Source organism: Liquorilactobacillus sucicola DSM 21376 = JCM 15457 (assembly GCF_000612445.1).
GTDB lineage: Bacteria > Bacillota > Bacilli > Lactobacillales > Lactobacillaceae > Liquorilactobacillus > Liquorilactobacillus sucicola.
This window is the reverse complement of sequence record NZ_BALC01000003.1, coordinates 109,566-134,746: the sequence shown is the minus strand read 5'-3', so window position 1 is coordinate 134,746 and position 25,181 is coordinate 109,566. Positions and strand designations below refer to the sequence as shown.

The window sequence follows — 25,181 nt, the reverse complement described above, 5'->3', positions numbered from 1 at the left end:
CAGAAGATCACTTCCTTGCAAGTTTGAGTCATTCCATTTGATATTCTAATGATATCATATAGATATCATTAGTCAATTATTTTTGTTATCATCATTGGTGAGCATCGTAAAATACCGGTATTGAACAGGTGTTTTGAGGCGCAAGTCTAAGGCAACAATTGCTTTCTTATGTCCATTTTTCCCCAAAATCATCTTCTCAGATGCAGAACTTTCGATTATCTTGCATTCACCCAAGTAAAAGAAGTCTTTCCCCTCGGCATCACTTTTTTTAATAAATAAATGAATTTTAACAATAGGTTCACCTGCTTCGTCCTTTTCCAGCAGTCTTCGAACCTCATCTGAATAAAGATGCCGCGGGCTGCGCGTAAACCAGCGCACAACAGAGGTGCTCAAAAATTCATTCTCGTAATTTTCTCCCTTACGTTTACCGCTATTATCCTTAGTATAAGTTATAAAAATAGGACATGTATCCTTACCAACACGATAGCCATACATCGGTGCACTCACATCTTTTTTCCAATTCAAAAGGCGGCAAACATCTTTGCGCGTATACTTTTTATAGAGCGTAAACGGAACCGTGTGATCAAAATTCTTAGTTTTGACAAGTCCTGTTTCAATAACATCCATAAATAATTTCTTAAACAATGAATTTGCATTAAGCTCTGTCTGAAGCTGCGATCGCAGACGATAATTGCCTTTTTCATGGAAAACTAACGCTGACCGCCATATTTAACTGACTTAAACTCTTTGCCGGCCTTAACGTGAAAGAAGTCTAAGCCTAATATTCTATCGACCGATCCTAAAACATCTTCGTTTAAATAACAATTTTTCGAACGCAGCAGTTTAAAAAAACATGCTTCTGTTACTGTTCCATGCCGCATTAATTCTTGCAGTAGCAATAATTCGTGACAGCGCATCCCATTCAATAATTCTTTTGTTAAAAAATATAATACTTTATCTTGATAAACTGTCAATTTAACATTTTCTTTCATCTTCAAGAGAAAATGATAATAATTGGGGAGAAGGTTATTGTTTGCAAAAACAAGCGGATCAATTGATCCGTATTTTTCGAAATCGCGCAGCAATGGTACTCTTCCAATTTTGTTTTTAAGTTCATAGTAGTCCTTGCGCATTTCCATCAATGAATCAAGTTTGGCATTTTGCAGTGAAGCATAGATCTGTTGCCGGGCAACTTCGGTAAAATTGATCGTGGAGATCCCAATTGTTGGCTGCAAGCTGATCTCAGCACGGGCATTATCCTTGCTGCGTGACCTATCACCAGTCAAGGCCATTGGTATCAAATAATTATTCTTATAGTTACCAATAAAATCCAAAATTGTCACAAATTCTTTATGTGCAAATTTGCGCAGACCTCGTCCAAGCTGCTGGATAAAAACGATACTCGACTGTGTATTACGCAACATTACAATTTGGTTAAGGCATGGTATATCAATACCTTCATTAAAGATATTGACGGTCACAATATACTCAATCTGACCTTTTTCAAGCATTGTAATTGTTTTTTCACGAGTTTTGATCGTTTCATCTGTAAGAGCAACGGTCGGATGACCTCTATTTGTCATTATCTTGGCCAATTCATACGCTTCCTGTTGCCGACTGCAGAAGATCAGTCCATGAACTTTATCACCTGAGTAACCGTAATATTCCAACTGCTGCAAAACATAATCAACACGTTCTGCAGAAGCCAAATGTCGCAAAACTGCTTTGTCATCAATCAGTTTTCCTTGATATTCATAATCCTGCAATCCAACATAATGAAATGGTGTCAGCATCTGTTCGTTCAAAGCGTCCTGTAATCTGATCTCATATGCAATATTATAATCAAACAGCTGGTATATATTAAAATCATCAGTTCGTTCAGGTGTCGCAGTCATACCCAAACAGAATTTCGGCTTAAAATATTTTAAGAAATGACGGTAACTCTCGGAACCTGTTCTGTGAGCCTCATCCACAAGAATATAATCGAACTCTTCTGGTGAAAAATACTTCATATTGTCTGGTTTGGAAAGTGTTTGAATTGTGGCAAATAGATACTTTGCCTTTTTATCCGCATGATGACCAGACAAGATACCGTAATCACTTGCATTTCCTCCAAGCACTTTGCGAAAACTCGCACGTGATTTTTGCAAGATTTGTTCACGGTGAGCAACAAACAAAAAACGTCGCGGCTTAAACTGCTTGACATCAAACGCTCCTAAGTATGTCTTACCTGTCCCTGTAGCGGAAATAATTAATCCCCGCTGTTCACCCGTTTGACGCAATTCTTGCAGTTTTTGTAAAGCATGTTGTTGCATTTTATTAGGAATAATCTTCGCCTGCATCTCATATGGGGCGCTTTGTTCATTGATGATAGATACTCTTTTTTCGGCAGCCACCGTGGCTTTTTCATCGAAAAGCTGTTCATATCTGGTCACCCATTGAACAGTTAACGGAACAGCTTCTTCCCAAGCATGCGCAATCTCCGAACTGATCTGATTAGTAACAGCTCCTGCCGCATATGAAGTAAAACGCATGTTCCATTCATAATTCTGAAGCAATGCAGCCCTTGTCAGATTTGAACTGCCAATAATTACAGATTGATAGTTCTGGTCAGTATGTTCAAACAAGTATCCCTTAGCATGAAAGCCCGACTGTTGAGCAATTCTAACCTCTACATTAGCTATTTTCAACAGCTCAGTAAAAACTTTGGGTTGGTTAAAATATAAATAATCCGAAGTCAAGATTTTCCCGTAAACACCGTGCACCTTAAGATCTGCTAGGACAGCTTTAAGCGGTGTCAGCATATCAACAGTAATAAAGGCAACCGCAAAAGTAAAACTCGAACAGTTGTTTAACTCATATCTGATATGCTCCCAGACCGTTTCTTGGTTCACATTATTCAGTAGTTGGGGTGAAAACTCTGCCGCAGCATAGTTCTGCTGCTGATCGACATAGCCGTTCAAAACAGCAGACTGCAATTCGTCTTTCGTAATATCAGTCATTAAAACTCACCCGTTTCAAATCATTTTGTGCGATTTGTGCAATAATCGGCAGATTGGCAGGTAACCATTCCAGCTCTTTTAATTTTACTTGACTCATCCAACGAACTCGGCTATGTGCAATCAAGTTATAATTTTGAGTCAGCATTTTAGCATAATACACGCTTAAATGAACAACACCGAAAGCATACTCATAGGTAACCGGCATCGCGACCCGCGGACCCACGATGATTCGATCGGCAAATTCTTCTACCAGTTCGCGTTTCAAGGCCATTTGAGGTGTTTCTCCATCTTTGATCTTACCGCCGGGAAATTCCCACATCCCACCCAAAGTCCGCTCAGCCTTCCTTTTCGCAGCTAAAACCTTGTCTCCACTAATCAGAGCTGCGCCCACTACATAAATGTCTTTTTTCATTTGTACTTTCCCTTCATTGACTCTGTTCTGCATTGAGTATAACAAAAACTCTATAATTTCTCTGAATCCAGCACTGAATATTCAAATTATGGTTTTTTAAACATTGAAATATGAAAAAATTCATAAAAAGTGTATAATTGCAAAATGAATAAGAATCGATACTTTTAAATAACGAGGTGCACACTAATGAATAAGCAAAAAAAAATCGAGATCCTTCAAAAAATAATTCAGATTGACTCTGTTAATGCCAATGAAACTGAAGTAGCAAATTATATTAGTTCACTATTTTCCAAATTTCCCGATGTTGAGATTCAAAAAATAACTTATGCTCCCCACCGGGACAATCTTGTACTGACGATTGGCAAAAACAATGGCCCCATGCTAGGTTCACTGGACATATGGATGTCGTTGCACCAGGAAATCTAGATGATTGGAATTACGATCCTTTTTCAGCAACGATTGCCGATAATAAAATCTATGGCCGTGGTGCTACCGATATGAAGAGCGGTTTAGCAGCACTCGTTGCCGCATTGCTCGAATTGTTGGAACAAGGAACCATAATTCCCGGTAAAATCCGCCTTTTAGCAACCGTTGGTGAAGAAACTGGCGAATATGGTGCTGCGCAATTAACTAAGCAAGGATTCGCAGATAACCTCGCAGGCCTCATCGTTGCTGAACCAACATCCAGTATGCAGAAAATTATTTATACTGCCCGCGGAGTAATTGACTATAAGGTCAAATCATATGGCAAAACTGCGCATAGTGCTGAACCTGAAGCAGGGATCAATGCAATTGATAATCTAATCGTTTTTTACCATCTTGCATTAGAGCGGCTACGCAAATTCAACAAAACAGATACTGTTCTTGGAGGTGTGACTCATAGCATTACTAAGATAAAAGGTGGCGAACAAGTCAACAGCATTCCCTCTTACGCTGAGTTAATGGGCAATATCCGCACCATTCCAGATTATCCTAACCAGCGTTTTTACGATGAACTAGAAGCAATCATTGCGGAATTGAACCAAAGGGAAGGTTTCAACTTAGCTATTACATATAGTTTTCCCGAGGAAGCAATATCTGGCAAGCCTGACTCACAGATTATTAAGATTGCGCAAGAAACACATCAGCAAATCTTCGGCTCTTCTGCCAAGGTAACTGGAAGTTCTGGTGCAAATGACGGTGCTGAATTCTTACAAGCAAAAGGAAATTTTGACAGCATCGAAATCGGCCCCGGCTCAAACACATCACATCAAAGTAATGAGTATGTTGAGATAACCGATTATCTGAATGCAATAACTTTTTATAAACAATTTGCACTAAACTTTCTGCAAGATAAGGAAATTAAAAACCACGCCTCACAGATTTATTAAAATTCTTTTACTAGGATAGTGAGCATTTACTTTGTTAGAATAGCTGCCCTGCGCTACTGTTGAAGAGAGATAAAAAAACAACAGGAGGCGGTTATGTTGGAAAAAAAGTACGATTATGATGTCTTATATCTTGGAAGTGGACATGGCACTTTTGATGGTGCAATCCCCTTGGCCAGCAAAGGATTCAAAGTTGCTGTCGTTGAGAGCGGCTTGATTGGCGGTACATGTCCCAACCGTGGCTGCAATGCAAAAATCACATTAGATGCACCTGTGCCGCTGCAACGTGAAGTTGAAGACCTTCAAGGTATCGTCACTACTCCAATTGCTCTGAATTGGTCTGAAACGGTCAAACACAAACACGATGTTATCAAAGACCTGCCAGAATTTATTGCTGGTTTACTGAAGAAAAATGGTGTTGACATTCTCCATGGGCATGGCAAATTTCTAGATTCGCATACACTTGATGTCGACGGTAAGCAGGTGACAGCAGCCAAAGTAGTTATTGCAACTGGGCTGCACCCACACCGTTTGGATATTCCTGGTAAGGATTTGGCACATGACAGTTCCGAGTTCATGAACTTAACAGAATTGCCAGCTAAAATTGCGATTATCGGTGCTGGTTATATTAGTTTAGAATTCGCTACTATTGCAAATGCTTTTGGATCAGAGGTTACTGTCCTGATGCACGGGCAAAAAGCTCTACGCAAGTTTCACCAGCCTTTCGTTGAGCATGTTATCACTGACCTAGAGAAACGCGGCGTCCATTTTGTTCGCACCGCTTCTGTTTCACATCTTGAAAAACAAGAAACTGCAACAGTTGTCCATTATGGCAATGGCAAAAAGCTGCTTGTTGATTGGGTGCTCGATGCAACTGGGCGTATTCCAAATGTTGAAAACCTTGGCCTTGAAAAAATTGGTGTTAAATACGATAAGGATGGAGTTATCGTCAATAATCATCTTCAAACAACTGTTTCCAATGTTTATGCAAGCGGTGACGTTGTTAAGAAAACACAACCTAAGCTAACACCTACTGCTATTTTTGAATCAACATATTTGCTTCACCTTTTTGCTGGTGAAACAGCCGAAGCTATCAACTATCCTGCGATTCCTTCCGTTGTTTTCACATCACCACGCATTGCACGTGTCGGCCTTTCCGTCGAAGAAGCAGAAAAAAGTCCCACACATACAGTCGTCAAAAATAATGTTTTGGACAACTGGTATCGACAAGTTACACGTGAAACATTTGGTGAAAATGCCCTTGTTTTCGATAAAGACCATCATCTTGTCGGCGCAACAGAAGTTAGTGAACATGCGGAAGACGTTATTAATAGTCTGTTGCCAGCAGTTGAGCTTAGATTGGAACCAGAACAAATCGAACGTATCGTTCATCTTTTTCCAACCATTGGTTCAGCTTCATGGGAGCTGTTGTAAATTAATAACTTACTGCTTGATACGAAAAACCAGTGAATGACTTTAAAAGCCTTCCACTGGTTTTTTGACTGCCTAGAATCTATAGACATGTGTTCAAATTTGCTGTGTCATTTTTTAAAAAGACTCAATCTGTATCTGTATCTGAATTCCATTCGGATCTGTGATCCACAGATTACCTGCGGTATCTTTTTTATAAGCAGCATTTTTTTTCTTGCCAATGCTGCTCTATTCGTTGTACTTCAAGCTCATTTTCAACAAAAAATGTGTAATACTCTAACCCTAAATCCTTCTCATCCATTGCAGGAATATTTCGCCCTGTCCAGATATTAGTACCAAGATGATGATGATAGCCACCTGTTGCAAAGAACTTAGCCTGATTCCTAAAATCTGTTTTTAGTGACAGACCCAAGATATCATTGTAGAAAGACTGTGTTTTATCTAAATCTGCAACTTTAAGATGAACGTGTCCAACTTTAGTTTCATGCGGAAACCCATCCCATTTACGGTCGGCTGCGTCAACTACTCCTTGAGCGTCCATTTCGATGGTAATCGCTGGAACCTCGCCATCTTCGTGTACCCCCCAATAACTGTGAGGTTTATCGCGATATACCTCGATCCCATTACCTTCTGGATCAGTTAGATACAAAGCTTCACTGTATCCATGATCGCTTGCACCAATAAGTGGTGCTTTAACTGTCAAGTAATGAATTAAAGCATTGCCTAAATCTTTGCGGCTAGGAAGCAGAAATGCTACATGATATAAGCCAGTTTTTCTTGTTGCTGGAGTAGCATCATTGATTTCATTTAGAATCAATAATGGCGTCTTTTCACCTTTGATCCCCAAGACCCGCTGCTTCTCTGTCTTCTTGATCGTTTTCAATCCAATCACATCTTCGTAAAAAAGAGTTTGTTTTGCCAGATCCGCTACCTTCAAAGCAACCGTTCCTGTATGCGTCTTTTCTGATAATCTAAACTTCGGTATAACTGCTGTCATATTTACCACACCTTTCCCTTCAACCAATCCTTCAGATCATTGACACTTTGGGGTCCACACCATGTCCTATAGGATATTCTCGATACGTCACACTGTATCCATGTTCTTGCAGATAGCGAGCGAGATGCTGCCCTATTCTAGGGGCAAACAGTGGATCTCTTTTCCCTTGCGAGATAAAAATTCTCGGTTGCTTTCCGCTTCTCCTATTCAGGAATCTTCTTTCAAGAAAAAGCGGTAGTCGCCCGCTTAAGATAACTCCGTCAGTCAGCCACTCGGGGTAAAGTAAACACAGACTAGCTGTCAGAATAGCTCCTTGGCTGAATCCGAGCACATATTTAGGATGAGTTGTTAATTTCTTTTCTTCCAAAATTTCATTTATCTCATGATAAATAGCGTTAACTACTGGTTCAAGCACACTTTCTTCCGTTCTCTTGGAAAAATCCGGTTCAAAAAATGCAAATCCTGTTCCAAAAGGAACGTTTCCTTGAAGATGCAACTGAATAACACGAGCGTCAAATGCCGCAAGCAAGGGTCTTAGGTCATAGAAGTTTGATCCCATACCATGCATTGTTATCACAACTGGTGTTTTTTCTGTTACTTCTTTCTCTGGATAAAGCAGCTCAAATTGATAATCCACTTGCTCACCTCGCTTTTTTTAACTGTTGTCACTATTATATACACTTACAATTAGTAAGTATAGTTTTTATGCTTATTTTTTTAAAAAACTTTTTCATTAACAGCTTGCTAAGCTTATTACCACAAATATTGCAGAAACAACGCCTTATCATAAACATTTACCGCTTTCACTATCATTAATTCATACTTGGGTTGTAAAAGCAACTTTTAAAACATATCAAATTGTTTTTTACTGAAGTGACATTTAGATAGCGCATCACATATTAAATCTAAAAAAACAGGCAGCGCATTAGCGATTGAACATCGCCTATACACCACCTGCAGAAATAATTCATTATTTACTTTATAGCTTTTTTATTTACGGTTGAAACAGCGGCAATTTCTCTAAATATTGAATGTCTGCGCGCTCAGCCGCATCGCCTTCCGCCAAAATTGCAAAACGATCCACCACATCGGCTTCTGCTTTGCGCATCAGTTTCTCAGCTGCCGCAATTGAGCCGCCGCTGCTAATAACATCATCAATAATAACAATCTTTTTCCCTTTTAATAATGCAGCGTCATTCCCATCAAGGACTAATTGCTGCTGTGCGCTTGTTGTAATTGCGTTAACAGCAACACTCAAATGCCCCTCCATATAATCCTTCACATTTTTTCGCAGAACCACATACCGCGGTTTCTTTAAGAAATGACACATTTCTTGCGCTAAAGGTATTCCTTTGCTCTCCATCGTCACTAGATAGTCAAAGTCAAAATCAATTTTCCTTGCCAATCTTTCGGCCGCATAATGTGTTAGTTCAGCATCTCCCAAAAGTACAAATGAAGCAATTGCTACATTATCATTGAGTTTGATCAGTGGTAATTTTCGTGTTAAATCATCTATCTTAAGTTCATAATATTTTTCCAACAGTTATACCCCCAAGCCTAATAATGGCAAAACAAATTTTAAAGCAGCACCTGTTACTAAACCTGCAAATGGGTCAAAAATAGCTGTTACTACTAGTGTAATTGCAGCGATAGTCATTCCTGAACCCGTCATAGCTGCCGCTGCATTTTCAGGGAATATGACAACCGCTCCCAAAATAAATAAGAAACCTGCAATCGAAGTGCTTGGAACGTAACGTCCGATTTTAGGGAGCCAGCCAGCAAACAAGATCACAGCCATGATCAACATCATCATAATTCCTGCGATTACAGGTTCAGGGGCACTAGCTGTTGCTGAAATAATCGTTTCAACCGGTGCTCCACCCAACAAACTAGTTCCCATATCAGCAATTGCCTGTGTTGTCGTCAATAAGTTCAGGTTAACAGGGTTAGGCTTAACCCCTGTCATTTGTCCTGTGATCAACCCATAAGAAATATTGGCTCCGATATTCAAACAGGCTAGCCCAAGTGCCCCACGCAAAATTCGCAGATTAAACTGCGGGCGCATAAAATTAAACTTGCGTTCTGTAACGTATGCAGGAAGTTCAGCCCGATAATGTTCGACTTTTACTGCATATAGACTAGATAAAACAACCGAGACCGTAATCGTCCATACCAGATCTTTGGTTATCAAATATGTTATTGCCGCCAAAGCAATTGAGATCCACCCTATCTTGCGTTGTTCTTTGGTCATTTCAATTGCAATCTTAGCGAGCATGAGTCCCACACCAGCCATCATACCTGACATAATATTGTTTCCTAAGTATGAAACAATTTTGGTCAAAGTTCCGGTCACTCCGATGAATACCATAATCAGGGAACCGCCAAAAATAATTGATGTCCGTTCACGTATCGTCTTTCCTAAATTTCCAGTCAAAGCTAATGACTCTGCCTGAAAGGAAAGCGGCGCTACAGAACCATAGAATCCATTGATTGCTGAGGCAAAAACGAATGAAAAGGTAGTTGGAAAAACTGCAAATCCCAACCCCATTGCCATAATTCCTTGCGGAATCCCATTTAATACAACTCCAAGTGCTGCCATTAAGTCAGCTATAAAATGCATAATAGTTTCTCCTAACAATAAACATTTTACACCCAAAAAGTGTAATAGTTCGTATTTATAAATCATTTTATTATATAAAGCTAATTATAGCAATACATTTTCGTTATATTATGAACAATAAAAAACTAGTAGCTGTAATTTTCTTATTTTTACGCTGCTAGCCTTTTTTCTGATATGATTATTTAAAAATTTATTCGTAATAGTTCAGTTTGCTGCTTTATTATCCGAACATCTTTTACTTTCTGCTGTCACACGTCCTTTTTCTTTGCAAATAGTCTGCCCCCAAAATTGCAGCAAACAATTGAGCTTAAGAAACCCAAAAATAAATTCAAGTAGTTTCTGATTCCAACTGAGAAAGCGAATATCTATCTTTATTTTCATGTTTTGCTGCCACTTCAGGCATGATAGTTGTTTTTAGTTGAAACGGCGTTTGCGAAAGGGGGTGTGACATAAGTCGGGAAAATTTGAGTACTAACTCGAAATTACGAACATAGCGTGTACTTTGCTATGAGTAATTCGAAATGGACAGAGAATTTTAACTTATGGAACACGTTTATACGGAAAAAAGAGGGTCTATGCCAAAATTTAACTTTTGGCACAGACCCTTCCTCACTTATATAATAATCACTGTATCTGATTAATCTTTTTACGCCAAATCTGCTCCGTTCGAAGAGATGACCTTCTTATACCAGTAGAAAGAATCCTTCCTAATGCGCTTTAATGAGCCATTACCCTCATCATCTTGATCAACATAGATAAAGCCGTATCTTTTAGACATTTCTGAAGTTGAAAAGCTAATAAGATCGATTGGCCCCCACATGGTGTAACCCATAAGCTGAACACCATCTTTGATAGCTTCTTTCATTTGTTCAATGTGTTTACGCAAGTAATCTATGCGATATTCATCGTGTACCTTCCCGTCTTCAAGTTTATCTAGTGCTCCCAGACCATTTTCAACAATGAATAATGGTTTGCGATAACGGTCCCACATCTCATTCAGAGTGATCCGCAACCCTATCGGATCGATCTGCCAGCCCCAGTCAGACTCTTCGAGATACTTGTTGCGCCCGCCCGTTGCCATATTACCATTAACTTCTTCGCCGGCCTCAGCGCTAGTAACAGTTGTCATATAGTAACTGAAACTCACAAAATCAACTGGTGATGAGGCAAGGATTTCTTGATCTTTCTCCGCCATTTTGATCTGAATACCATTTTCAGCAAAATACCTGTTCATAAATTCTGGATATTCGCCGCGTGCTTGCACATCAGTAAAAAATAGATTTTTCTGATCTTCCATTTGTGCCGCGCGGACATCTTCAGGCCTGCAGGTTGCTGGATAAGTCTGCATTCTTGCCAGCATGCATCCCATTTTCGCCTTTGGATCAATCTCATGTAGTTGTTTAGTCGCCAATGCACTAGCAACTAACTGATGATGCAGTGCTTGGTAGCGAACATTCTCTTGTTCTTTTTTGTCTAAATGACTGTCAACGACGCCCGTCTCATGAAATCCCCAAGTGCCTGTATTGATTTCATTGAATGTCAGCCAATAACGGACCCGCCCACGATAACGCTTGAAAACAACTTCCGTATAACGCGTAAAATCAGCAATTGTTGCTCGATCTAACCAACCATTTTGCTTTTGAGTGAGCGCAAGCGGCATTTCATAATGCGAGAGCGTAATCAACGGTTCGATCCCATAGTTTTCCAGCTCATCTAAAACACGGTCATAAAACTCGAAACCCTTTTCATTTGGCTGCAAGTTATCACCATTCGGGAAAATACGTGCCCACGCAATCGAAAAGCGGAAAACCTTAAATCCCATCTCTGCAAAAAGCTTAATATCTTCCTTATAGTGGTGGTAAAAGTCAATTCCACGCCGTTTAGGGTAATTGGCTGTTGTCGAGTCATTAATGGCTGCTTTGATCGAGGAAGGATCAACTATATTCATCGACATCTTTTTTCGGTCATCGGCCTTTCTAACGACTTCAGCAGTCGTTAGTCCCTTGCCATCAATATCCCACGCTCCTTCAATTTGGTTGGCGGCAGTCGCACCTCCCCATAAGAAATTTTTGGGAAAGTCTTTTGGAAAATCTACTTTATACATGTGAATATCCCCTCTCCGAACTTGTTATTTTAATAATTGCAACGTCAAAACGGTGTTCTGATCTGCTGCAGTTTCATTCGTACTATCTACTTCGTATTGCTTAGTATTTGTAATGACCATCATAACAGTGTTGTCGTACCCTGCTGCTTTAATCTTCTCAGAATCAAATGCAATCAATTCTTCTCCTTGACTAACATGCTGGCCTTGTTTAACTTTAGTTTCAAAATATTTTCCATCTAATTTTACCGTGTCTATCCCAATGTGAAGTAAAATTTCGGCTCCCTGATTCGAAACAATTCCAATCGCATGTCCTGTTGGATAAACCGCACTGACCGTTCCACTAACTGGTGAAACAATCTTATTATCAGTTGGCACGATTGCGATACCCTTACCCATAGCTTCTGATGCAAACACTTCATCTTTAACACTTGTTAAGGGAATAATCGTACCTTTAACTGGAGCAACCAATTTATCCAGATTCTGATCATTTACCTGATTAGTGTTCTTGCTCATGCCAAATAAATATGTCAGTACTGCACCTAGAACAAATGATACTGCAATTCCAATCAAAGAACCAACGAAGCCTTTGCCAATATACGTTGGAATAGCCAACAAACTAGGAAGTGTGAAAGAACTAGCTCTAACTTGGAATCCGCCAATAATTGCGCCGCCGATTCCACCAGCGATAACTGCACATATGAACGGTCGTTTTAGCTTCAAAGTCAATCCGTAAATAATCGGTTCAGTAATTCCAAAGATACCGGTAATAACCCCTGACCCAGCCAGTGCTTTTTGCTTTTTGTTTTTTGTCTTCAAGAAAATCCCCAAGGCCGCACCAGCCTGAGAAATAACAGCTGCACATAGAATTGGTAATAATGGATCATAACCCAACTTACTAATGTTATTCATCATTACTGGAACAAAAGTCCAATGTACTCCGAAAATTACAAAGACTTGCCAGAAAGCACCCATGATGGCACCGGCTAAAGCTGGAGCAAAGTTATAGAGCGTTGAAACAAGCGTTGACAAAACATTACCGACAGATGATCCTAACGGGCCGACAACAAGCATTGTTAGGGGAACCATAATGGCTAATGAAAATAACGGTGTAAAAATATTTCTCACAGCCTCAGGGAAAAACTTATTCAAGACTGGTTCAATAAATGACAAGACCCACACAGCCAAAAGAATTGGAATAACTGATGAAGTATAAGTTGTCGGAATAACCGGAATCCCCATAAAATGCAGTGTCTGTGCTTTAGAAGCAGCTGTGACGAGTGTTGGATACACTAGTGCAGCAGCCAGCGCAACTGCAACAAACTGATTGACATTTAACCGTTTAGCAGCTGTGAATGCAAGGAATATTGGCAAGAAGTTGAACAAAGCATCGCCGGCAGCATATAAAATTACATACGTCCCACTTGTCGTGTTCATCCAGTTGAATGCTACAAATAATGCCAGTAATCCTTTTAAAATCCCGGCACCCGCCAATGCACCTAGAAAGGGAGTAAAAGTTCCCGAAATAAATGCAATAAACCGATTGATGATATTCTTCTCTTTTTCTTGCGATTGTGTATTCTGAACTTCATCCTCCAAACCAGTCTGCTTGGCTAAAGCATTAAAAACATTTGCGACTGCATTGCCGACAACTATTTGATATTGTCCCGCAGACTGCACTACTGTGATCACGCCGTCTAGATCCTCAATCTTTTGTGTATTTGCTTTTGATTCATCCTTTAATTTAAATCTGAGACGTGTTGCACAGTGCCACGCAGTATTAATATTTTCTTTTCCACCAATATCTTTTACAATATCTGCTGCTAATTTTTCGTAATCCATATTTTTCACCCCTAAAATTATTTTTAAAATAAAAACCCAAGTCGATATCAAATTCAGACTAAAAGGTCTGGATCTCATATTGACTTGGGTTTTGCCTAATTTAATAGTTACAATCCCTTCTATTCAGTTTTTTTATTCACATCATCTAAAATTCGCTGTACATGCATTGTTAAATAGATCTGCTCATTGATTGAAAGCTCAATCTGCAATTTCTTACTGATAAAAGCTGCTACCTTTTTGGTGCACTCATATGACGTTGGATATTTTTGAACCAAGTGCTGAAATAAAAACTCATCATCACTACCAGCTTCATTGACCTTTTTCTGCAAAACACGTTCGGCCAAAAAACGCAAGTGAACTAAAAAGCGCCGATAACTCATGGTGTCTGGATCAAGTTTGATCTGCAGTTGATACTGAACAATCTGCACAATATCGCCAATCAGTCTAGTCATCTTAACTGTCTCACTGCTCTGTGGGTGATCAACACTGCTTTCAAGAAACTTTATTGCAATGAAACCAGCCTCATCTTCTGGTAATTCCACCTCCAACTGCTGCTTGACGATTTGCAGTGCCTCCACTGCTGCCTGATACTCTCCTGGGTAGTAGTTCTTTATTTCCCAGAGAATTTCGTTATGAATCTGCATCCCTTGCTTATATCTGGTGACCGCAAAATCAAGATGGTCAGTCAAAGATATTAATAAATAATCATTGAACTTTGTATTCAGCATTTTTTCTGCCTGTTGAATTATCCGCGCTGATAATTCAAGGTATTCCGGTGAAATACTTTGAACCAAATCGTGAAACAACGTGAACCATTTATCATCAGTTGGCGCAAATACCTGACTAATCCTGTCTCTTTCGATAGGCATCCCCGCTTTTTTCTTAAATCCAATCCCGCGTCCGACCAGTACCACTTCCTGCTCGCCTTGCGTTGCTAAAAGAACATTATTATTAAAAACCTGTTTAACCTTCATAGATTCTCCCCGGATTCCAAATAATGATATAAAAAAACCTGTACACAAACCTTCGTATAAACCATCGCTGGCCCACACATCCAATCTGCGACAGGTTTTGCCCACTTTTGATAGCGGTAACAATCCTTCGACAACTAGAATTTTACTACTTTTTAAAAATTTTTGCAAGTGCTTTATTTATTTTTTTGAACCGGTTTCAGCTAACTCACTGTCAAAAAGACGGGCAGCCTCATGCCAATTAACAATATGCCAGAAAGCTTCAACGTATTCTGGTCTGCGGTTTTGATATTTTAGGTAGTACGCATGTTCCCAAACATCAAGTCCTAGAACCGGGAATAGGCCATCAGACAATGGTGAATCTTGGTTAGGTGTCGTGACGATCTTCAACTCACCTGCATTGTCTTTTACAAGCCATGCCCAACCTGAGCCGAAAACACTCAATGCTGCTTCCGTAAATTGTTGTTTAAATTTCTCAAGGTCGCCGAACCTCTGTTCAATTGCAGTCCGCAAAGCTCCCTCTGGTGCTGTGTCAAAATGCGGCGAAAGTAATTTCCAGAAAAGTGAGTGATTAGCGTGCCCACCGCCGCCGTTGCGCACAGCCTTTTTAATTCCTTCAGGAACCTTATCCAACTGTCGTACCAAGTCTTCTACTGGAAGTTCAGATAACTCAGGATGATCCTTTAAAGCTGCATTCAGATTATTAACATAGGTTTGATGGTGTTTATCGTGATGAAGACGCATTGTCTGCTCATCAATATAAGGTTCTAGTGCACTGTAATCATACGGCAAATCAGGAAGCGTATATGCCATGTTATCAATCTCCTTTCGCTTGTAAGGGCTTTACTCTAAGTCAATCTTACCCTACTATTTTATAAAACTCCAAGAAGATGCTTAAGCACTTTTCACACACAAGTGCTGGTATAAAAAAGTGCCTCACAATCACTAGACTCTTTGTCTAACAATTCTGAAGCACTTCAAAATTAACGCTTGACCTAGCTCGCTTATTATTTCGTATAAACGTATGCCACACTAGCATCAGTATTCTTCTAGTTTTTTACTCTGTAATATCAGCACCAAAGTATTTTTGAGACAATTTTTTCAATGTTCCATCTGCCCGCAAAGTCTTCAAAGCCTTGTTCGTTTCAGAACGCAATTTAGTTGATTTCTTGTTAAATAAACCAACGATCTTAGCTGGTTCCTTTTCAGATGAAACATCATGATATACCAACCCTTCAGTTGAGTTAGTCTTCTTATATGAGTACCATGCTTCACGAGCATTGACTGTTGCATCAACACGTTTTTGCCTGATCAATGAAAGACTTGTTACAAAATCACCCGAAGGAACAATCGTTGCACCATTTTGTTTGGCAACGAGTTCATTGTTAGTTCCAGTTCCTTCAGCCAATTTTTTGCCTTTAACGTCCTTGAGCGTCTTGATGCTGTCATCACCTTGCCGCGTAATCAGCGCATAGCGCGAATAGATATATGGCTTGGAGAAAATATAGCTCTTAGCCCGAGCCGGCGTGGCAGTTATATTGTTTAATACAACATCATATTTGTTGCTCCCTAACCCAGCTACTAAACCATCCCACTTTGTAGGAACAAATTTAGCCTTTAGTCCCATTTCCCTTGCAAGTTTATTTCCCAATTCAACTTCAAAACCAGTTAATTTGCCATCTTTACGATAAGAATATGGTGAATAGGTGCCTTCCAGTCCTATCGTTAAAGTCCCTTTCTGGTTAAGCTCTGACTTGTAGCTATCCTTTGAACTTGATTTGCTGTTGGATGAGCAGGCCGCCAGTACGACCCCTGCCGCTAAAACATTGGCTACTACGAATGCTTTTTTGAACAATTTGTTTAATTTCATTTTTCTCCACCTTTTTTAAATATTTGCAAATGTCATTGCTGAAATAAAATCTGCAATTCTTTTGTTATCAGTTTTAAAGAATCTCTCATTCGGTCCATCAAATAAGATATGTCCATCTTCAACAAAGATGATCTTATCCGCAACCTCACGGGCAAATGCCATGTTATGTGTCACAATAATCATTGAACGTTTTTCTGTTGAAATTTGTTTCAAAACCTTAAGTACTTCTAACTCCAACTCTGGATCGAGTGCGCTGGTAGGCTCGTCCAATAAAATATATTTTGGCTGCATTGCCAGCGAACGTGCAATTGCCACACGTTGTGCCTGACCACCTGATAGCTGATTAGGATAGACATCCGCTTTATCAGCCAAACCAACCTTTGCCAGCAGAGCATGTGCCTCCTTCTCAACATCAGCTTTGGGCCTGTGCAGCACTTGGACTGGTCCCTCCATGATATTTTTCAGAACTGTTAGATGCGGGAAAAGATTGTAACCTTGAAACACCATCTCAGTTTGTTTCCGAATATTAAGCGTATCCTTGACTGAGATCCCTTCGGCAAAATCAAAAACATCGTCATCAAAGAAGTACTTGCCAGATTCTGGTCGTTCCAAAAGATTAAGTGAGCGCAACAAGGTTGACTTTCCTGAACCAGATGGTCCTAAAATCACAGTCGTTTGATGTTCAGGAAAAGTCGTTGTGATATCGACTAATGCACGATGCTCACCAAAACTCTTGTTAAGTTTTTCCAATTTAAGCATAACTGTCTTTATCTCCTTCTGATCTTAATCAGCATTTGTGACATAACGCGAAGTTACCTTTTCAAGATATCCCTGAAGCCATGACAGCAGTGAGCAAGCAACCGCATATAAAGCAGCTACTAAACAGTACATAATCAATGGCTGATAATTCTCAGCTGCAATCTGTTGACTGACTTCAAACATTTCTACAATTGTAATTGAAGCTGCCAATGAAGTGTCCTTGACCAAACCGATAAAACTATTAGCCAACGGCGGCAGTGAGACCCGCACTGCTTGGGGTAAAATAATCCGCGAAAGTGCTTTTGATCTAGTCATTCCCATAGAATAAGCTGCTTCCCACTGTCCCTTGGGAATCGAAAGAATCGAAGCCCTGATCGTTTCTGAACAATAAGCACCAGTATTCAGCGAGAAAGTGATGATGCCCGCTACAAGCGGTGTTAGCTTTATTCCGTCTGGCGCAATGCCAGCTATCTTCAGGTATGGCAATCCAAAATAAACAATAAACAACTGTACTAATAATGGCGTGCTTCGGAAAAGCCACACATAAAATCTAAAAATTGCTTTAAGTATCCTGAATGGCCCTTTCTTGGTCGATAACCTGACCAGAGCCGTTATCAGGGCAAGTATTAATCCTAGCAAAAACGAAACGATCGAAATTGGGATCGTGTATTTCAAGCCCGCAACGACCAATTGCGGTGTTGCATTGACAATAATATCCCACATAATCTTAATCTGACACACCTTTCAATAACACTATTATTTTTTAAATGAGTCCAATGCCTGTGCAAGATCACCAATCAGATCCTGTGCATCTTCAATCCCAACAGATAAACGAATCAACTGCGTACTTATACCGCAATCTTGCAGATCCGCAGCTGACAGTTCAGCATGGGACATCTTATACGGCAATTCTACCAGACTTTCAACTGCCCCCAAACTGACAGCTAGCTTAAATAAATTCAACCGTTCAACAAATGCTTTTGAATCAATGGCCGCAGCCAAATCAAAACTCACGATCCCACCAAACCCGCGACATTCTTTTTGAGCGATCTCATGATCTACAGATCCTTCTATCCCCGGATAGTATACTTTGGCTATTTCCGACCTTTTAGTTAAAAAATCAACAATTTTAGCTGCATTAGCTAAGTGCCGATCCATTCTCACCCCCAATGTCTGTATTCCGCGTCGAATCAGATTTGAATCCTCAGGCGATAAAACTCCGCCAAGAGCATTTTGCGAAAAATAGATTTTTTCACCTAGCTCGGCCTCCTCAACAACCACCAAACCTGCGATCACATCAGAATGTCCTCCTAAGTACTTAGTTGCCGAGTGAATAACAATATCAGCTCCCAACTTTAACGGTTGCTGCAAGTAGGGGGTCAAGAAAGTATTGTCAACAATCGTCAACAAATGATGCTGTTTTGCAATTTCTGCGATTGCTTTAACACTGGTAACTCGCAGAAGGGGGTTAGTGAACGTCTCAAAGTAAATTGCTTTGGTGTTAGGCTTAATAGCTGCTTCAACTGCTGCTGCGTCTTGTGTATCAACCGTTGTGAATTCAAGCTGCCACTTCTTGAAGTACTGGTTGACAAGCCTAAAAGTTCCCCCGTATATCTTATCACCAATAATAACGTGATCGCCAGGCTCAAAGATCGCAAAAGCAGCGTGAATTGCTGCCAGCCCGGAAGAAAATGCAAATCCGCGCGTTCCTCCCTCCAAAAGTGCAATCTGTTCTTCCAGAAATGCACGTGTTGGGTTTCCCGAGCGGGCATAATCCCACTTGACCTTTGCATCAGCACTTTGATAGACATATGTTGATGAATTATAGATTGGGACATTGACTGCTCCTGTATTATTGTCACTACAACAGACTCCGTGAACCAAATTTGTGTCGAAATTCGTCATGTTAAATTTCCTCCTGAGCTATTCGCTAACGTTTAATTTCATTTGCGTTTCGCTTTATTTCAAAATAAAAAAATCCCCCCACTTCTGTTTAGAAGTGAGAGGACCCACGGTACCATTCTAATTATGCACAATCGCATAGCTAAGTTACTATCTTAATATAATAGTGTCCCAAAATAACGGAGGGCACCCCGTCTGCTGCTCAAAAAAATTCTCGCAGCAACCAATCACAGGTCATTTTCATAATTTCACCTATCAGCTGCTTGCACCATCCGCAGCCTCTCTTGGATACATGAAAGAATTACTTTCCTGATCAATTTGTTTATTAAAGCTTGATTATAGATACTTATTTTAACCTAATCAGAAAAAATGTCAACCTCGTTTTCAACTGACCCTTCATCGGCACACCAGCAGTTATTTTGGAAATTTAAAAGATCGAGCCAATAAGGCCATATTTCTTCTTCAAAATATACCGTGCACCAAATGCAATGACCGCCAATACAGCGTATACGATCGGTTCAAACGTCCGATTTAAGACACCAGGAACTGCCATGACTAAAGTGTATGCTGTGATCCAGATAACTACTAAAGCCGCTGAGAGCAAGAGTGTTTTCCATAAAGGAATACGCTTTTTGCGATCGCGCCGGTTGCCTGCCACTTTGTAGAAATAAGCCATCCCCAGCCCAGCAATCACAGATGTTACGATGAGTGTCAGAATACCTCCATTGACTTCAGCCTGTTTCTTTGAGAATGTCCCCAATGCTGCATACATAATACAGAACATCATGAACATAATCAAGCCATTATCCAAAGCCAAACTCCAGTATGAGGGCTCCTTTGCTTTCTTCTCTGGTCCAGCAATAATTGCTTCAACCCGTTCACTAACTGTGCCATACAACTTATTGGCTGTGATGCCTTGACGCTGTTTATCCCTGAGCTCCGCAGTCATTTCATCAACGACCTGTTTACGCTTTTCAGCAGGGATACTTTTTTCTTCAAGCGCTCGATTCAAGCGAAACATGTAATCCTCATTGCGCTTAGTCAATCCTTCAAGAGTACTTGCTGGAATGACCTCATTTTTTTTCGCTTGCAGTTTTTCAGCCTGTTTTTTTGCTACTTCCTGATTGCGCTGTTTATTATTTTGTTTGTTCTCTTCCGTCACAAGTAATCTCCACCTTTATTCTTGTATCCCGCAACTACACGTTGAATCTGAATTCTATGATATCTCCATCTTGTACGAGATATTCTTTACCCTCAGAACGCAGACGACCTGCTTCACGAACAGCAGCCATACTGCCATACTTGTCCAAATCTTCAAACGAAATGGTCTCAGCGCGAATAAAACCACGCTCAAAATCTGAATGGATGATACCTGCAACTTGTGGAGCCTTCATTCCTATTTTGAAAGTCCAAGCACGAGTTTCCTTTCCACCTGCTGTGAAGAAAGTGGCAAGTCCCAGCAGTTTGTATGAGGCCTTGATCAAACGGTCAAGCCCAGACTCTTCAACCCCTTCTGCTTCTAAAAATTCTTGCTTATCAGCGTCATCAAGTTCCGCGATTTCTTCCTCCGTTTTGGCACTGACCGCAATAGTCTCAGAGCCTTCAGCTTCTGCAAACTTTCTGATCTGCTGCACATATTTATTCGCATCAGGATCAGCCATATCGTCTTCTGCAATGTTGGCAACATACAAGACAGGCTTGGATGTCAGGAGAAACAACCCCTTAACGATCTTTTGTTCCTCTTCATCAAAGTCCAAAGAACGAACAGGTTTCCCTGCCTCAAGAACCGGTTTAATTCGTTTCAAGACTTCGAACTCTGCGACAGCTTCCTTGTCCTTGGTACGTGCAACTTTTTCAACACGTGCATAGCGCTTATTAACACTGTCCAAATCAGCCAGTGTTAATTCCAGGTTGATCGTATCAATATCATCTAAAGGATCAATCTTATTGCTGACATGTGTAATATTATCATCATCAAAAGCACGAACAACATGGACGATCGCATCGACCTGCCGAATATTTTCAAGGAATTTGTTACCTAATCCTTCACCCTTGCTGGCTCCTTTAACGATTCCTGCAATATCTGTGAATTCAAAAGTCGTATGAATGATTTTTTTAGCGGGGATCAACTCGTCGATCCGTGGCAAGCGTTTATCCGGTACCTCAACCATCCCAACATTTGGATCGATCGTGGCGAATGGATAATTCGCCATTTCTGCTCCTGCCTTAGTGATTGCGTTAAATAAAGTCGATTTGCCCACGTTAGGCAAGCCGACGATTCCTGCGGTTAATGACATATCTCTTCTTCACTCTTTCCTAGTCTTGTTCTTCTTTTTTTGCCTGTTCGAGAACCTTTTTGAATTTGCGATTAAACTCACGTCGCGGCATCATAATCAGATGGTTGCAGCCGGTACATTTTATTTTGATGTCCATTCCTACTCTGATAATCTCCCACCGATTGACTCCGCATGGATGCTGTTTCTTCATTTCAACAATATCATGCAATGCATATTCCGTTGCTGCCATTTGAATTCCTCCAGTCGATAGTCCTTTAGTTTTAATCCAAACTGATTCCCAAAATATCTAGAATTCGGTTAAAATCCTTAGTTGATAAATAATCGATCTCGATTTTGCCTTTACCAGATTTTGACCTGTTTTTAATTGCTACCTTAGTTCCGAACTTCTCCTGCAATGCTGTTTCACTCTGCTTATAATAAGGCTCATTTGGGTCTTTGACGACTTTTTTGCCTTTTTTTGCGCCTTTGCCATTCATTTTAGCGATCAGCTGCTCTAACTGGCGGACTGTTAAATTATCGTGAACTGTTTTTTGAGCCAGTGCAACTAACTGCTTTTTATTCTTTAAAGCTAATAAAGTTCGTGCTTGTCCCATCGACAGCTTTTCAGTCTGCAGCATCTGTTTGACCTCCAATGGCAGGCCGAGCAGCCTGAGGTAATTAGCAATATAAGGTCTGCTCTTGCCCAGACGTTCAGAAACCTGATTTTGAGTCAAATTGAGTTTCTCCATCAGTGTATTATAGGCCTCAGCCTCTTCAAGCGGCGTCAGATCTTCACGTTGCAGATTTTCTAGGACGGCAATCTCCATCATGCTAGCCTCATCTATCTCACGCACAATTGCTGGAATTGTTTCCTTGTCTGCAAGTTTTGAAGCCCGAAAGCGCCGTTCTCCAGCAATAATCTCATATCCCTTGACCGTCGATTTACGGACGATGATCGGCTGAAAAACACCAGTTTTCTTGATGGAATCCGTTAGTTCTGCCAAAGATTTTTCATCGAAAGTTTTTCGTGGCTGATAAGGATTAGGGCGAATATCAGCCAGTTTTAATTCAGTCACAACTTCTTCAGACTCGTTAGTCTCATCGAATTCTTGGAATAATGCTTCGATTCCGCGACCCAAGCCTTTATTATTCTTATTAGTCATGCGCAGCAAGCACCTCCTTGGCTAGGGACATATATTCTTCCGCACCGCGTGAACTCGGATCATAATCAATGATTGCTTTCCCATGGCTAGGTGCTTCTGAGAGACGGATGTTACGCGGAATAACAGTTTTGTATACTTTGTTTTTAAAATAATTCTGCACCTCAGCAACGACTTGTGTTCCAAGATTCGTCCGTGCATCTAACATTGTCATCAAGACCCCCTCAATCTTCAAGTCCGGATTAAAATGCTTTTGCACTAGGCGGATCGTGTTCATTAACTGGCTCAAACCTTCCAAAGCATAATACTCACTTTGAACTGGGATCAAGATTGAATCACTCGCACTGAAAGCATTGATCGTCAGCAAACCCAAAGAAGGCGGGCAATCAATCAAAATATAGTCATAGCGGTCCTTGATCTCTTTGACCGCATCTAGGAGACGCGATTCGCGAGCCATTTGCGAGGTCAGTTCAATCTCAGCACCTGAGAGCTGGATTGTTGCTGGAACAATATCAAGACCTGGATGGCTGCTCGGAATAATCGTCTCAGCAATCGGATATTCATTGACCAAAACATCATAAATGTCTTTTTCGATTTTTGCCTTATGAATTCCAACACCACTTGTAGCGTTGCCCTGTGCATCAGAATCAATCAGCAAAACCTTTTTGCCTAATTCAGCCAAGCACGCTCCTAGATTGACACTAGTGGTCGTCTTGCCAACGCCGCCCTTTTGATTTGCCAATGCAATCACGATTCCCATGAATCTTTCGCCCCCTATTTTTTCTTTGTATCTTCCCTGCTCTTCTTTTCAAGCGGAATATCAATGATGATCCGATGAAAATCCCCACTATTTTCTTCATGCGTTTTGATTTTCATCCCATTGTCATTGACCATTTTAAGTGCCTTTTTTATTGTGTTGACTGCGACACGGACATCGCTGGTCGAACCCTTGGAACGCTTTTTAGACCGTTCCTGCTTCACTGATTTCTTTTCAGTTAATTTTTGGACAATTTTTTCAGTTTCTTTAACGGTCATCTTTGCAGCAATAACCTGCCTAAGAACTTCTTCCTGCTGTTTCTCTGCTAGTCCCAATACTGCTCGCCCGTGACGCTCAGTGATCTTTCGTTCCAAAATAGCCTGCTGTGCAAACTCTGACAACTTCAGCAGCCGCAACTTGTTAGCCACAAAAGACTGGCTTTTGCCGATCGCCTTTGCCAGCCCACTTTGCGTCAGCTGATTCAGTTTCATCAGATCTTTATACGCGCGTGCCTCTTCTATAGCCGTTAGTCCCTCACGTTGCAAGTTCTCGATAACTGCCATTGACGCTGCTTCAGTATCGGACATTTCTCTGATAAGCGCCGGTACCTTTTCCCATTCGAGCTGGGTAACTGCACGGAAACGGCGTTCTCCAGCAATAATTTCATAGTGTTCAGGCTCGTACTGCCGAACAATGATCGGCTGCAGCAGGCCATGTTCCCTGATCGTTTCGGCTAATTCGTTTATTTTATCATCAGCGAAAACCTTGCGCGGCTGAAATCGATTAGGAATGATTTGCTCAAGCGGAAGCTCTGTGATCCGTTGTTGGGTGTCATCAGCTGTTTTTTTCTTCTTATTCCAAAATGAAAATGCCATCATCATTTCCCCCTAACATCAGAATTTACCAAAGGATTCTTAGCAGGCGTACCTGGCTTGCGTGGATATTTTTTAGGTGCAATAGCTTTTTTTGCAATCGTAATAATATGTCGTTCGTCCCCATTTTCGGGCAATACCAGTTTGTCATCAGCAACGAGTTCTCCACCTAGCTTTTTGATTGCATACTGTGCTTCTGCCAACTCGATCTGCGCTTTCTGTGCCTTGAGCGCAATAAACCTGCCGCCAACCTTTACTAAAGGCAAGCATAATTCTGCTAAAACAGATAACCGCGCCACCGCACGTGCGGTCACAAGATCAAAACTTTCACGAAAAGGACTCCTTTTACCAGCAAACTCTTCTGCACGTGCATGGTGAAATTCTACCCCGCTCAATTGCAGCTTAGCCGCCAGCTCGTCAAGAAACTTGATCCGTTTATTGAGTGAGTCAACGATTGTAACCTGTAACTGAGGGAAAGCAATCTTCAGTGGTATTGAAGGAAACCCTGCCCCCGCTCCGACATCGCAGAGTCGCAGTTTTTCCTGTCGAAGGTCCTTAACCACCAGTGCAGGCAGCAATGAATCATAAAAATGTTTCAGATACACTTCTTCCTGATCAGTAATTGCCGTCAGATTGACATGCTCATTGGCCGCCACCAAGAAGCGATAATACGTTTCGTATTGCTGCATCTGCTGTGCTGTCAAATCAATGCCATGCTGGGCAAGTTCCTGTCTGAAACGCTCTGGAGTCATAATATTCCTCTTTCATATTTTAAATTAAATCCATGTTTTATTTTGTGAAACAATATGTTTCACACACTACTTCAGTGTAAAGTATTTTAA

23 protein-coding genes, 2 pseudogenes and 1 other annotated feature are annotated in these 25,181 nt (G+C 40.7%); of the genes and pseudogenes, 3 read left to right on the top strand and 22 right to left on the bottom strand.

Annotated features, from left to right (window positions below):
* Positions 1–72: 72 nt before the first annotated feature.
* Positions 73–3,002, bottom strand: a pseudogene (locus JCM15457_RS06085) (DEAD/DEAH box helicase).
* Complete coding sequence (locus JCM15457_RS06080) at positions 2,995–3,414, bottom strand: (deoxy)nucleoside triphosphate pyrophosphohydrolase (protein ID WP_034988462.1); 420 nt, start codon at positions 3,412–3,414, stop codon at positions 2,995–2,997. Before JCM15457_RS06080 ends, JCM15457_RS06085 begins: the two are co-directional and overlap by 8 nt.
* 186 nt (positions 3,415–3,600) lie before the next feature.
* Between JCM15457_RS06080 and JCM15457_RS12635 the strand changes: the two genes are divergently transcribed.
* The 3 genes from JCM15457_RS12635 (at position 3,601) to JCM15457_RS06070 (ending at position 6,215) form a co-directional block, all read left to right on the top strand.
* On the top strand, positions 3,601–3,840 hold the full coding sequence (locus JCM15457_RS12635) for a hypothetical protein (protein WP_369384617.1): 240 nt from the start codon (positions 3,601–3,603) through the stop codon (positions 3,838–3,840).
* On the top strand, positions 3,813–4,784 hold the full coding sequence (locus JCM15457_RS06075) for an ArgE/DapE family deacylase (protein ID WP_369384616.1): 972 nt from the start codon (positions 3,813–3,815) through the stop codon (positions 4,782–4,784). The genes JCM15457_RS12635 and JCM15457_RS06075 overlap by 28 nt, the downstream gene beginning before the upstream one ends.
* Positions 4,785–4,877: 93 nt before the next feature.
* The gene (locus JCM15457_RS06070) at positions 4,878–6,215 is read left to right on the top strand and encodes a dihydrolipoyl dehydrogenase family protein (protein WP_034988461.1); all 1,338 of its coding nucleotides are present in this window, start codon (positions 4,878–4,880) and stop codon (positions 6,213–6,215) included.
* Positions 6,216–6,329: 114 nt separating this feature from the next.
* Here the strand turns inward: JCM15457_RS06070 and JCM15457_RS06065 are convergent.
* The 20 genes and pseudogenes from JCM15457_RS06065 to rsmG all read right to left on the bottom strand — a co-directional run bounded on the left by JCM15457_RS06065 (position 6,330) and on the right by rsmG (position 25,091).
* Positions 6,330–7,209: pseudogene (locus JCM15457_RS06065) on the bottom strand (VOC family protein).
* Between the two features lie 31 nt (positions 7,210–7,240).
* Complete coding sequence (locus JCM15457_RS06060) at positions 7,241–7,846, bottom strand: alpha/beta hydrolase (protein ID WP_034988460.1); 606 nt, start codon at positions 7,844–7,846, stop codon at positions 7,241–7,243.
* A 357-nt stretch (positions 7,847–8,203) separates the two neighbouring features.
* Complete coding sequence (locus JCM15457_RS06055) at positions 8,204–8,749, bottom strand: phosphoribosyltransferase family protein (protein WP_034988459.1); 546 nt, start codon at positions 8,747–8,749, stop codon at positions 8,204–8,206.
* A 3-nt stretch (positions 8,750–8,752) separates the two neighbouring features.
* Complete coding sequence (locus JCM15457_RS06050) at positions 8,753–9,829, bottom strand: guanine permease (RefSeq protein WP_034988458.1); 1,077 nt, start codon at positions 9,827–9,829, stop codon at positions 8,753–8,755.
* A gap of 204 nt (positions 9,830–10,033) precedes the next feature.
* Positions 10,034–10,210 (bottom strand): hypothetical protein, encoded by a 177-nt coding sequence (locus tag JCM15457_RS12150; RefSeq protein WP_156406576.1) that lies wholly within the window; start codon positions 10,208–10,210, stop codon positions 10,034–10,036.
* A gap of 265 nt (positions 10,211–10,475) precedes the next feature.
* A complete protein-coding gene (locus tag JCM15457_RS06045; RefSeq protein WP_034988457.1) occupies positions 10,476–11,933 on the bottom strand; it encodes a glycoside hydrolase family 1 protein in 1,458 nt (485 codons plus the stop codon).
* Between the two features lie 24 nt (positions 11,934–11,957).
* Positions 11,958–13,772 carry a beta-glucoside-specific PTS transporter subunit IIABC gene (locus JCM15457_RS06040; RefSeq protein ID WP_034988456.1) on the bottom strand — a complete coding sequence of 605 codons (1,815 nt, stop codon included), beginning with the start codon at positions 13,770–13,772 and terminating at the stop codon, positions 11,958–11,960.
* A gap of 119 nt (positions 13,773–13,891) precedes the next feature.
* Positions 13,892–14,746 carry a BglG family transcription antiterminator LicT gene (licT, locus tag JCM15457_RS06035; protein ID WP_034988455.1) on the bottom strand — a complete coding sequence of 285 codons (855 nt, stop codon included), beginning with the start codon at positions 14,744–14,746 and terminating at the stop codon, positions 13,892–13,894.
* A gap of 177 nt (positions 14,747–14,923) precedes the next feature.
* A complete protein-coding gene (locus JCM15457_RS06030) occupies positions 14,924–15,556 on the bottom strand; it encodes a superoxide dismutase (RefSeq protein WP_034988454.1) in 633 nt (210 codons plus the stop codon).
* Between the two features lie 244 nt (positions 15,557–15,800).
* Positions 15,801–16,613 (bottom strand): transporter substrate-binding domain-containing protein, encoded by an 813-nt coding sequence (locus tag JCM15457_RS06025; RefSeq protein WP_034988453.1) that lies wholly within the window; start codon positions 16,611–16,613, stop codon positions 15,801–15,803.
* 15 nt (positions 16,614–16,628) lie between these two features.
* On the bottom strand, positions 16,629–17,372 hold the full coding sequence (locus tag JCM15457_RS06020; RefSeq protein WP_034988452.1) for an amino acid ABC transporter ATP-binding protein: 744 nt from the start codon (positions 17,370–17,372) through the stop codon (positions 16,629–16,631).
* 24 nt (positions 17,373–17,396) lie between these two features.
* Positions 17,397–18,095: an amino acid ABC transporter permease gene (locus JCM15457_RS06015; protein WP_034988451.1), complete on the bottom strand. Its 699-nt coding sequence runs from the start codon at positions 18,093–18,095 to the stop codon at positions 17,397–17,399.
* 33 nt (positions 18,096–18,128) lie between these two features.
* Positions 18,129–19,277, bottom strand: a complete 1,149-nt coding sequence (locus JCM15457_RS06010) for a trans-sulfuration enzyme family protein (RefSeq protein ID WP_034988450.1) — start codon at positions 19,275–19,277, stop codon at positions 18,129–18,131.
* 87 nt (positions 19,278–19,364) lie between these two features.
* Positions 19,365–19,600: a binding site (T-box leader), on the bottom strand.
* A gap of 101 nt (positions 19,601–19,701) precedes the next feature.
* Positions 19,702–20,436: a DUF1129 domain-containing protein gene (locus tag JCM15457_RS06005; protein WP_034988449.1), complete on the bottom strand. Its 735-nt coding sequence runs from the start codon at positions 20,434–20,436 to the stop codon at positions 19,702–19,704.
* Between the two features lie 34 nt (positions 20,437–20,470).
* Positions 20,471–21,571, bottom strand: coding sequence for a redox-regulated ATPase YchF (ychF, locus tag JCM15457_RS06000; protein WP_034988448.1), 1,101 nt, complete (start codon positions 21,569–21,571; stop codon positions 20,471–20,473).
* Between the two features lie 19 nt (positions 21,572–21,590).
* Positions 21,591–21,800, bottom strand: coding sequence for a DUF951 domain-containing protein (locus JCM15457_RS05995; RefSeq protein WP_034988447.1), 210 nt, complete (start codon positions 21,798–21,800; stop codon positions 21,591–21,593).
* Between the two features lie 31 nt (positions 21,801–21,831).
* Positions 21,832–22,713 carry a ParB/RepB/Spo0J family partition protein gene (locus tag JCM15457_RS05990; RefSeq protein ID WP_034988446.1) on the bottom strand — a complete coding sequence of 294 codons (882 nt, stop codon included), beginning with the start codon at positions 22,711–22,713 and terminating at the stop codon, positions 21,832–21,834.
* Positions 22,706–23,470, bottom strand: a complete 765-nt coding sequence (locus JCM15457_RS05985; protein WP_034988445.1) for a ParA family protein — start codon at positions 23,468–23,470, stop codon at positions 22,706–22,708. Before JCM15457_RS05985 ends, JCM15457_RS05990 begins: the two co-directional genes overlap by 8 nt.
* 14 nt (positions 23,471–23,484) lie before the next feature.
* Positions 23,485–24,342, bottom strand: coding sequence for a nucleoid occlusion protein (gene noc / locus JCM15457_RS05980; RefSeq protein WP_034988444.1), 858 nt, complete (start codon positions 24,340–24,342; stop codon positions 23,485–23,487).
* A gap of 2 nt (positions 24,343–24,344) precedes the next feature.
* Positions 24,345–25,091, bottom strand: coding sequence for a 16S rRNA (guanine(527)-N(7))-methyltransferase RsmG (gene rsmG, locus JCM15457_RS05975; RefSeq protein WP_034988443.1), 747 nt, complete (start codon positions 25,089–25,091; stop codon positions 24,345–24,347).
* Between the last annotated feature and the right edge of the window lie 90 nt (positions 25,092–25,181).

Excerpts from the sequence above, each read along its gene's own strand:
- JCM15457_RS06080 (WP_034988462.1), bottom strand. The coding sequence starts at position 3,414 with ATGAAAAAAGACATTTATGTAGTGGGCGCAGCTCTGATTAGTGGAGAC.
- JCM15457_RS12635 (WP_369384617.1), top strand. The coding sequence starts at position 3,601 with ATGAATAAGCAAAAAAAAATCGAGATCCTTCAAAAAATAATTCAGATT.
- JCM15457_RS06075 (WP_369384616.1), top strand. The coding sequence starts at position 3,813 with ATGGATGTCGTTGCACCAGGAAATCTAGATGATTGGAATTACGATCCT.
- JCM15457_RS06070 (WP_034988461.1), top strand. The coding sequence starts at position 4,878 with ATGTTGGAAAAAAAGTACGATTATGATGTCTTATATCTTGGAAGTGGA.
- JCM15457_RS06050 (WP_034988458.1), bottom strand. The coding sequence starts at position 9,829 with ATGCATTTTATAGCTGACTTAATGGCAGCACTTGGAGTTGTATTAAAT.
- JCM15457_RS12150 (WP_156406576.1), bottom strand. The coding sequence starts at position 10,210 with ATGAAAATAAAGATAGATATTCGCTTTCTCAGTTGGAATCAGAAACTA.
- JCM15457_RS06045 (WP_034988457.1), bottom strand. The coding sequence starts at position 11,933 with ATGTATAAAGTAGATTTTCCAAAAGACTTTCCCAAAAATTTCTTATGG.
- JCM15457_RS06040 (WP_034988456.1), bottom strand. The coding sequence starts at position 13,772 with ATGGATTACGAAAAATTAGCAGCAGATATTGTAAAAGATATTGGTGGA.
- licT (WP_034988455.1), bottom strand. The coding sequence starts at position 14,746 with ATGAAGGTTAAACAGGTTTTTAATAATAATGTTCTTTTAGCAACGCAA.
- JCM15457_RS06030 (WP_034988454.1), bottom strand. The coding sequence starts at position 15,556 with ATGGCATATACGCTTCCTGATTTGCCGTATGATTACAGTGCACTAGAA.
- JCM15457_RS06025 (WP_034988453.1), bottom strand. The coding sequence starts at position 16,613 with ATGAAATTAAACAAATTGTTCAAAAAAGCATTCGTAGTAGCCAATGTT.
- JCM15457_RS06020 (WP_034988452.1), bottom strand. The coding sequence starts at position 17,372 with ATGCTTAAATTGGAAAAACTTAACAAGAGTTTTGGTGAGCATCGTGCA.
- JCM15457_RS06015 (WP_034988451.1), bottom strand. The coding sequence starts at position 18,095 with ATGTGGGATATTATTGTCAATGCAACACCGCAATTGGTCGTTGCGGGC.
- JCM15457_RS06010 (WP_034988450.1), bottom strand. The coding sequence starts at position 19,277 with ATGACGAATTTCGACACAAATTTGGTTCACGGAGTCTGTTGTAGTGAC.
- ychF (WP_034988448.1), bottom strand. The coding sequence starts at position 21,571 with ATGTCATTAACCGCAGGAATCGTCGGCTTGCCTAACGTGGGCAAATCG.
- JCM15457_RS05995 (WP_034988447.1), bottom strand. The coding sequence starts at position 21,800 with ATGGCAGCAACGGAATATGCATTGCATGATATTGTTGAAATGAAGAAA.
- JCM15457_RS05990 (WP_034988446.1), bottom strand. The coding sequence starts at position 22,713 with ATGACTAATAAGAATAATAAAGGCTTGGGTCGCGGAATCGAAGCATTA.
- JCM15457_RS05985 (WP_034988445.1), bottom strand. The coding sequence starts at position 23,470 with ATGGGAATCGTGATTGCATTGGCAAATCAAAAGGGCGGCGTTGGCAAG.
- noc (WP_034988444.1), bottom strand. The coding sequence starts at position 24,342 with ATGGCATTTTCATTTTGGAATAAGAAGAAAAAAACAGCTGATGACACC.
- rsmG (WP_034988443.1), bottom strand. The coding sequence starts at position 25,091 with ATGACTCCAGAGCGTTTCAGACAGGAACTTGCCCAGCATGGCATTGAT.